Origin of the sequence: Yinghuangia sp. YIM S10712, from assembly GCF_051388935.1 — a bacterium.
In the GTDB taxonomy this organism is placed as follows: Bacteria; Actinomycetota; Actinomycetes; order Streptomycetales; family Streptomycetaceae; genus Yinghuangia.
In genome coordinates, this window is sequence record NZ_JBPKBI010000002.1 from 705,033 (window position 1) to 713,016 (window position 7,984).

7 protein-coding genes and 1 pseudogene are annotated in these 7,984 nt (G+C 72.4%); 6 read left to right on the forward strand and 2 right to left on the reverse strand.

Going from position 1 to position 7,984, the window contains the following annotated elements; genetic code table 11:
• Positions 1-16: 16 nt before the first annotated feature.
• From priA to hisF, 3 genes are read left to right on the forward strand one after another with little or no spacing between them, the layout of a single operon-like run.
• Complete coding sequence (gene priA, locus ACRX5W_RS08465; protein ID WP_436787324.1) at positions 17-757, forward strand: bifunctional 1-(5-phosphoribosyl)-5-((5-phosphoribosylamino)methylideneamino)imidazole-4-carboxamide isomerase/phosphoribosylanthranilate isomerase PriA; 741 nt, start codon at positions 17-19, stop codon at positions 755-757.
• Entirely contained in the window at positions 754-1,152 is a 399-nt protein-coding gene (locus ACRX5W_RS08470) for a RidA family protein (RefSeq protein ID WP_436787325.1), read from the forward strand. The genes priA and ACRX5W_RS08470 overlap by 4 nt, the downstream gene beginning before the upstream one ends.
• Positions 1,149-1,919: an imidazole glycerol phosphate synthase subunit HisF gene (gene hisF / locus ACRX5W_RS08475; RefSeq protein ID WP_436787326.1), complete on the forward strand. Its 771-nt coding sequence runs from the start codon at positions 1,149-1,151 to the stop codon at positions 1,917-1,919. Before ACRX5W_RS08470 ends, hisF begins: the two co-directional genes overlap by 4 nt.
• 273 nt (positions 1,920-2,192) lie before the next feature.
• Here the strand turns inward: hisF and ACRX5W_RS08480 are convergent, their stop codons facing one another.
• Both ACRX5W_RS08480 and ACRX5W_RS08485 read right to left on the reverse strand, forming a co-directional pair.
• Positions 2,193-3,041: an undecaprenyl-diphosphate phosphatase gene (locus ACRX5W_RS08480; RefSeq protein WP_436787327.1), complete on the reverse strand. Its 849-nt coding sequence runs from the start codon at positions 3,039-3,041 to the stop codon at positions 2,193-2,195.
• 199 nt (positions 3,042-3,240) lie between these two features.
• Positions 3,241-3,879, reverse strand: coding sequence for a TIGR03085 family metal-binding protein (locus tag ACRX5W_RS08485; protein WP_436787328.1), 639 nt, complete (start codon positions 3,877-3,879; stop codon positions 3,241-3,243).
• A gap of 289 nt (positions 3,880-4,168) precedes the next feature.
• Between ACRX5W_RS08485 and ACRX5W_RS08490 the strand changes: the two are divergent.
• The 3 genes and pseudogenes from ACRX5W_RS08490 to ACRX5W_RS08500 form a co-directional block, all read left to right on the forward strand.
• Positions 4,169-4,978: pseudogene (locus ACRX5W_RS08490) on the forward strand (ABC transporter transmembrane domain-containing protein); the annotation flags it as partial.
• Positions 4,979-5,068: 90 nt separating this feature from the next.
• Complete coding sequence (locus tag ACRX5W_RS08495; protein WP_436787526.1) at positions 5,069-6,010, forward strand: ABC transporter ATP-binding protein; 942 nt, start codon at positions 5,069-5,071, stop codon at positions 6,008-6,010.
• Complete coding sequence (locus ACRX5W_RS08500; protein WP_436787329.1) at positions 6,007-7,881, forward strand: ABC transporter ATP-binding protein; 1,875 nt, start codon at positions 6,007-6,009, stop codon at positions 7,879-7,881. The genes ACRX5W_RS08495 and ACRX5W_RS08500 overlap by 4 nt, the downstream gene beginning before the upstream one ends.
• The last annotated feature ends 103 nt before the right edge of the window (positions 7,882-7,984 follow it).

Genomic DNA, 7,984 nt, shown 5'->3' on the forward strand with positions numbered 1-7,984 from the left:
AAGGACCTTTGCGAACATGAGCGAGACCCCCGTGCGCCGCCTGGAACTGCTGCCCGCCGTCGACGTCGCCGACGGCCAGGCCGTCCGCCTCGTGCAGGGCGAGGCCGGCTCGGAGACCTCGTACGGCGACCCGCTGGCCGCCGCCCTGGCGTGGCAGAACGCGGGCGCCGAGTGGATCCACCTCGTCGACCTGGACGCCGCGTTCGGACGCGGCAGCAACCGCGACCTGCTCAGCGAGGTCGTCGGCAAGCTGGACGTCAAGGTGGAGATGTCCGGCGGCATCCGCGACGACGCCTCCCTCGAAGCGGCCCTCGCGACCGGCTGCCGCCGCGTGAACCTCGGTACCGCCGCGCTGGAGTCGCCCGACTGGGTCCGTTCGGCGATCGCCCGGCACGGCGACAAGATCGCGGTCGGCCTCGACGTGCGCGGCACCACGCTCGCCGGCCGCGGCTGGACCCGCGAAGGCGGCGAGCTGTTCGAGACGCTCGCCCGCCTGGACGCGGACGGCTGCGCGCGGTACGTCGTCACCGACGTCAAGAAGGACGGCACCCTCACCGGCCCCAACCTGCAACTGCTGCGCGACGTCTGCGCCGCGACCGACCGCCCGGTGGTCGCCAGCGGCGGGGTGTCCTCGCTCGACGACCTGCGCGCCATCGCCGAGTTGGTGCCGGTGGGTGTCGAGGGGGCCATCGTGGGCAAGGCCCTGTACGCACAGGCGTTCACCCTCGAAGAGGCCTTGGAGGCGGTGTCCCGATGACGGCGGACGGGGTGCAACGGGTTTCCTCCGGGGGCCAGTGGGAGGAAGCGTTCGGCTACTCGCGCGCGATCGCCGTCGGTGACTTCGTCTTCGTGTCCGGCTGCACCGGCTTCGTCGAGGGGGTCCTCGTCGGCGAAGGCAACCCCTTCGAGCAGGCGCAAGCCGCGTTCGGGATCGCCGAGCAGGCACTCGGGGAGCTCGGCCTGACCCGCGACGACGTCGTGCGCACCCGCATGTACATCACGCACAAGCGTGACGCGGACTCGGTGGGCCGCGCGCACAAGGAGTTCTTCGACGAGGTGCGGCCCGCCGCGACCATGGTCGTGGTGTCCGCCCTGATCGACTCGCGCATGCTCGTCGAGGTCGAGGTCGAGGCGTATCGGGGGGCGAAATGAGTCTCGCCGTACGCGTGATCCCCTGCCTCGACGTCGACGCCGGCCGCGTGGTCAAGGGCGTCAACTTCCAGAACCTGCGCGACGCGGGCGACCCCGTCGAGATGGCCCGTGTCTACGACGCCGAGGGCGCCGACGAGTTGGTGTTCCTCGACATCACCGCGTCGTCCGGCAGCCGCGAGACGACGTACGACGTGGTCCGCCGCACCGCCGAGCAGGTCTTCATCCCGCTGACCGTCGGCGGGGGAGTGCGGACCGTCGGGGACGTCGACAAGCTCCTGCGCGCGGGTGCGGACAAGGTCGGTGTCAACACCGCCGCGATCGCCCGCCCCGAGCTGATCGCCGAGATCGCCGACCGGTTCGGCAACCAGGTCCTCGTGCTGTCCGTCGACGCGCGGCGCTGCCCCGAGGGCACCTTGACCGACTCGGGCTTCGAGGTCACCACCCACGGCGGTCGCCGGGGCACCGGCATCGACGCCGTCGCGTGGGCCGCCCGCGCGGCCGAGCTCGGCGCCGGCGAGATCCTGCTCAACTCCATGGACGCCGACGGCACGAAGGACGGCTACGACCTGGAGATGACCCGCCGGGTGCGGGCCGAGGTGTCGATCCCGGTCATCGCGTCCGGCGGCGCCGGGACACTCGGCCACTTCGCCCCGGCGATCGACGCCGGCGCGGACGCGGTCCTCGCGGCGAGCGTGTTCCACTTCGGTCTGCTCCGCATCCCGCAGGTCAAGGAAGCGCTGCGCGCGGCGGGCCACCCCGTGCGCTAGTCGACGCAGACGCCAGGGTGGGGGGGGGGGGGGGGGGGGACCCCACCCCCCCCCCCCCCCCCCCCCTCCCCCTCCGGTCCCCCCCCCCCCCCCCCCCCCTCCCCCTCCGGTCCCCCCCCCCCCCCCCCCCCCTCCCCCTCCGGTCCCCCCCCCCCCCCCCCCCCCTCCCCCTCCGGTCCCCCCCCCCCCCCCCCCCCCTCCCCCTCCGGTCCCCCCCCCCCCCCCCCCCCCTCCCCCCCCCCCCCCCCCCCCACCCTGGCGTCTGAGAGTGCGTCAGGCGTCCATGTAGCCCGAGGCCAGCATGCCGATCAAGGCCAACCCGATCAGCACGCGGTAGACCGCGAAGCCGTTGATGCTGTGCTTCGAGACGAACTTCAGCAGCCACGCGACGGACGCGTACGCCACGATGAACGACGTCACCGTGCCCACGCCCAGCGCGAGCATGCTGGTGTCGCCCTCGGTCGCGTCCTTGAGCTCGTACAGGCCCGCGCCGGTCAGCGCCGGGATCGACAGGAAGAACGACATCCGCGTGGCCGCGACCCGGTCGATGCCCAGGATCAGCGCGGTCGAGATCGTCGCACCCGAGCGCGAGAACCCCGGGAACAGCAGTGCGAGGATCTGCGAGCCGCCCACGAGCATCGTGTCCTTGAGCGTCACTTCCTCCTCGCCGCGCCGGCGGCCGCGACTGCCGCCCGCGGACTCGGCGTACCACATCACGCCGCTGCCGACGATGAGCGACACCGCCACGACCCACAGCGACGCGAGCGGGCCGTGGATCAGCGACTTCATCGAGATGCCGACGATGACGATGGGGATCGTCGCGTAGATGATCCACCACGCGAACTTGTAGTCACGTTCCGTGCGTTGCGATTTGTTCACCAGACCGCGCCCCCACGCGCCGGTGATCCGCACGATGTCGGCGAAGAAGTACACCAGCACGGCCGCGATCGCGCCGACCTGGATCACCGCGGTGAACGCGACGACGGACTTGTCGTCGACGTCGATGCCGAGCAGGCCCTCGGTGATCTTCAAGTGCCCGGTGGAGGACACCGGGAGGAACTCGGTGAGCCCCTCCACCACCCCCAAGATCACCGCGTCCACGACGCCGATGCTCGAACTCACGGACGAAATCTCCTCGGGGGGTGGGCAGTTGGCCGGGCAATGCCGGCGAACACCGGTGCAGGGAGCCCGTGGATCTTCCCAGCCGCAGATGAACGCAAACCATACGCCAGGCCAACGAACGGACCCGGCCGACCGCGCCGCGCGGCAGGTTCACACCACCCGTTCGTGCCCGACCGCAGGCCGGTGCGCCGCAGTCCCCTCAGACGCCCGTCGGTGTCTCCCGCAGCCGCCGCACCGCGTCCTCGTCGCCTTCGACCGTCACGAGAGCCTGGTCCTTGCGGCCGTACACGTACAGCAGCAACTCGCCCGGCGGACCCGCGATCGCCACCACGGGCTCGCCCTTGCGCACCCGCACCGGCGCGTCGGCGGTGTCGGCCCGCCGCAGCTCGACACCCACCGGGACCTTGCGCAGCATGAGCTTCGCGCCCGTCCTGACCCGCTTCCACAGGTATTCGGTCAGCTCCGGATCCAACGCGCGCGGCGCGAAATCCGGCCGCGCCCGCCGCACGTCCTCCAGGTGCACGAAGTACTCCAGTGTGTTGGCCGCCGCGTCGACGCCCGGAATACCGAACAACGACAGGCGCGGCGGTCCGGTGCGCACCAGATGCACGAGCTGCTCGTACGGCCGGGCCGCCGCCTTCAGCCGCACCTTGTCGGTGTAGCCGGCCAGCGGCTTGAACACGATGCCGGGCGACGAATCCGGACGCCGCTCCCGAACCACCAGGTGCGCGGCCAGGTCACGGGTCGTCCAACCGGCGCAGAGTGTGGGGGCGTCCGGACCGACCTCGGCGAGCAGGTCGGCCAGCGCGGCGCGTTCCGTACGGGCGTGGGAAGCCATGCGCGCATCGTTCCCGGGCCCGCTCCCCGGGTCAAGGCGCGGCGCCGGGAATGCGCTGCCGCGCGCCGGACTTGTGGACACTTGTGAACCGGATGTGAACCGGCGACAAGTGAACCGATCCGCAAGCCGTGATCGGACCGGGCCAACCGCGGGCCGGCGTCGACGACGCCGGCCGCTGCTGTGCGCGCGTCCGCACCGGCCGGCGGTCCCGGCCGCCACGAGACCCGTATGGGAAAGAGAGACCGCGTTGACCGACCCCGCGACCGACAAAGCCGTCCTGAGACGAGGGATGCAGGTCCTCGGCGTCGCGATCCGAGAGGAGCCGCGGATCTTCGCCGCAGCCGTCGGCGCCAGCGCGCTCTACGGCGCGACCACCGTCGCCTCCGCGCTGATCCTCGGCGAGGTCACCGACCGCGTCGTGGTGCCGGCCTTCCGCGACGGCGAGACCACCACCGGCGCCCTGGCCGCCGCCTTCCTGGTCGTCCTCGGCATCGCCGTCCTCAAGGCGCTCTCCATCGTCGGCCGCCGCCTGTGGGCGGGCATCATGCAGTACCGCCTCCAGGCCACCTACCGCCGCCGCGTCACCCGGCAGTACCTGAGACTGCCGCTCGCCTGGCACCACCGCCACCCCACCGGCGCGCTGCTGTCCAACGCCAACGCCGACGTCGAGGCCGCGTGGTACCCGATCGCGCCGCTCCCGATGGCCACCGGCGTCGCGGTCATGCTCGTCCTCGCGGCCGTGTCGATGCTCGTCACCGACTGGGCGCTCGCCCTCGTCGGATTCGTCGTCTTCCCCGCGCTGTTCTTCCTCAACATCGCCTACCAGCGCCGCCAAGGACCGCTCGCGATGCGGGCCCAGGAACTCCGCGCGGACGTCAGCGCCGTCGCGCACGAGAGCTTCGACGGGGCGCTGGTCGTCAAGACCCTCGGCCGCGAGAACGAGGAGACCGCACGCTTCGAGGCCGCCTCGCGCGAACTCGCCGCGGCCAACATCGCCGTCGGCCGCGTCCGCGCCCTGTTCGACCCGCTCCTTGAGGCGCTGCCCAACCTCGGTGTGCTGCTGGTCCTTCTCGCCGGCAGCATCCGCATCTCCCACGGCGACCTCGGCGCGGGCGAACTCGTCCAGATCGCTTACCTGTTCACCCTCCTCGCGTTCCCGGTACGCGCCATCGGCTGGCTCCTCGGCGACATGCCCCGGGCGATCGTCGGCTACGACCGGGTGCGCCACGTGCTCGACGCCGAGGGCGAATCGTCGTACGGCGACGCCGTCGCCGACAAGACCGGTCCCGCCGGACTCCAGGCCCGTGCCGTGCGCTTCGGCTACCTCGACGGCACCGACGTCCTCCACGACGTCGCCTTCGATGTCGAACCCGGCCGCACCGTCGCCGTCGTCGGCCCCACCGGCTCCGGCAAGTCGACCCTCGTCTCGCTGCTGGTGCGCCTCGTGGACCCCGCGAGCGGCGCGGTCCTGCTCGACGGCGTCGACGTGCGCGACTTCCGGCACGGCGGCGTCGCGGCCTCAGCGGCACTGGTGCCGCAGCAGGCGTTCCTCTTCGACGACACGGTCCGCGACAACATCACCCTCGGCCTCGACGTCTCCGACGACGAGGTACGCGCCGCGCTCGCCACCGCACAGGCCACCGAGTTCGTCGACCGGCTGCCGCTCGGGCTCGACACGCAGGTGGGGGAGCGCGGCACCAGCCTGTCCGGCGGGCAGCGCCAGCGCATCGCCCTCGCCCGCGCGCTGGTCCGCAGGCCCAGGCTGCTGGTGATGGACGACGCGACGTCCGCGGTGGACCCGCGCGTCGAGGCGGCGATCCTGGCCGGGCTGCGGGACGGCGGGGGCGGGCCGTCGACGGTCGTGGTCGTCGCGTACCGCAAGGCCACCATCGCGCTCGCCGACGAAGTCGTGTTCATCGAGGACGGCCGCGTCACCGCGCGCGGCCCGCACGCCGACCTGGTCACCACGTCGGCGGGCTACCGGCGGCTGGTCGACGCCTACGAACGCGCCGCCCGCGACCGGGAACAGGCGGAGGCCGTGCGGGCCGCCGAGGCCGCGGACGCGGCACGCACCGGCAACGCAGCCGACGCAGACGACGCAGACGACGCAGACGAGGAGGTGCCGGCGTGACCGCCGTCGCGGAACCCGAGCCCGGCCTGGAACCCGAGGCGGTCCCCGAACCCGGTCCGGAGCCGGGTCCGCCTGCCGCCCCCGCCACGCACGCGCTCGCCGAACCCCGCGAATCCGGCTGGACGGTCCTGCGCCGCGGCCTCGCGCTGTCCCCGGAATTCAGGCAGGGCATCGCCGTCACCCTCCTGCTCGCCGCGATCGCCACGGCCGGCCGCATCGTCGTGCCGCTCACCGTGCAACTGACCATCGACAACGGCCTGCGCGGCGACGACGGCCCCGACCTCGCGCTGATCCGGTGGATGGTCGTGGTGGCCGCGCTCGCCGTCATCGTCACCGCGCTGTGTTCGTACGGCATGAATGCGCGCATCTACCACGCCAGCGAGCGTGGGCTCGCGACACTGCGTGTGCGCGCGTTCCGCCACGTGCACGACCTGTCGACGCTGCACCAGCAGACCGAACGACGCGGCTCCCTGGTCTCGCGCGTCACCGGCGACGTCGACACGATCACCCGCTTCATCCAGCAAGGCGGCCTGATGGTCGTCATCAGCGCGGGCCAACTCCTCGTCGTCACCGCGCTGATGCTGGTCTACTCGTGGCAACTCACGCTGCTGGTATGGATCTGCTTCGCCCCGCTTTTCTTCCTCCTGCGGAGCTTCCAGGCGCGCATCGCCGCGGCGGCGGACGCGGTGCGCGTCCACGCCGGGCGCATGCTCGGCGCGATCTCCGAACCCGTCGTCGGGGCCGCGGTCGTGCGGGCCCACGCGATCGAAGACCGTACGGCGGCACGGATCGACGAGGCCATCGACGGGCACCGCGTGGCCCAGACCCGCGCGCAGAAGCTCGTCGCACTGACCTTCCCGATGGGCGAGGTCGCCGTCGGAATCGCCAACGCCGTCGTCGTGGTGGTCGGCGTACTCCTCGGCGTGGACGGGCAGTTGACGCTCGGCGAACTCGTCGCGTTCCTCTTCCTGGTGACGCTGTTCGTGTCGCCCGTGCAGTACGGCGTGGAAATCCTCAACGAGGCGCAGAACGCGCTCGCCGGCTGGCGGCGCGTGCTGGAGATCCTCGACGCGGAACCGGACATCGGGGATCCCGGCGCCGCCGGCGTCGACCTGCCGCGCGGGCCGGTCGAGGTGCGGTTCGACGATGTCGGGTACGCCTACCCGGGCGGCCCCCGCGTGCTGCACGGCGTCGACGTGACCCTCGCCGCCCGCAGCCGGGTGGCGGTCGTCGGCGAAACCGGCTCCGGCAAAACGACGTTCGCGAAGCTCCTCACGCGCATCGTCGACCCCGACGACGGCCGTGTCCTGCTGGACGGCATTCCGCTCACCGACGTGCGCTTCGCCTCGCTGCGGGCACGTGTGGTGATGGTGCCTCAGGACGGCTTCCTCTTCGATGCGACCATTCGCGACAACGTGCGTTACGGCCGTCCCGACGCCGACGACGCCGCGATCCTCGGCGCGTTCGACGACCTCGGCCTCGCGGACTGGCTCGGCGGTCTGACCTGCGGCCTCGACACCCCTGTCGGCCAGCGCGGCGAGTCGCTGTCCGCCGGGGAACGGCAACTCGTCGCGCTGGCACGGGCGTACGTCGCCGACCCGGATCTTCTGGTGCTCGACGAGGCGACGTCGGCGGTCGACCCGGCGACCGAAGTGCGCATCCAACGCGCGCTCGACGGTCTGACCCGCGGCCGTACCGCCGTGTTCATCGCCCACAGGATGTCAACGGCCGAATCAGCCGACGAGATCCTGGTGTTCGACCACGGGCGCCTCGTCGAACGCGGGCCGCACCGCGAACTCGTCGCGGCGGAAGGGACATACGCGCGCCTGCACGCCTCCTGGGCCGCGCAGCAAAGGCCGAAGGCGGACTGAAGTCCCTTGTGGGGCAAGCCCGTCGGCCGGCCGGGTGCGGCCGAACGCGGCGCGGAAGCCGAAGGGTCGAGAAACGTGGGTGGGCCCGGCCGTACGGCCGGGC